At 75.0% G+C, this 404-nt stretch carries 1 pseudogene; it reads right to left on the reverse strand.

Annotation, left to right across the window (positions count from 1 at the left end):
• A pseudogene (locus G3I78_RS49865) lies at nucleotides 1-383 on the reverse strand (cation transporter); the annotation flags it as partial.
• Nucleotides 384-404: the final 21 nt, after the last annotated feature.

Below are 404 nucleotides of genomic sequence, written 5' to 3' on the forward strand. Positions count from 1 at the left end.
GGGCCCACGTACTCGAGCCGCAGGTAGGTCACGCGCTCGACCTCGGGCAGGTCCCGGACGCCCTGCAGGACGGCGGCCCGCGTGGCGGGCATCGCTGCCTCGCCGACGAGGAAGCGGCGGTTGCGGTCGATGAGCACGACCGACACCACCGCGAGCACGAGGCCGACGATGATCGAACCGATCGCGTCCGGGACCGGGGAGCCGGTGAGCTGGTGAGCGAGCACCCCGCCGAAGGCGACGACGAGGCCGACCAGCGCGGCGGCGTCCTCCGCGTACACGGCCCGCAGCGTGGGGTCGGAGGTCACGAGCACGTGGTGCAGCGTGTCGCGGTCGGCGGCCCGCGCCTCGTCGCGCGCCTGGCGCCGGGCCCGCAGGAACGACACGCCCTCCAGGACGAACGCGAG

Source organism: Streptomyces sp. SID13726, assembly GCF_010548375.1.
Lineage (GTDB): Bacteria > Actinomycetota > Actinomycetes > Streptomycetales > Streptomycetaceae > Streptomyces.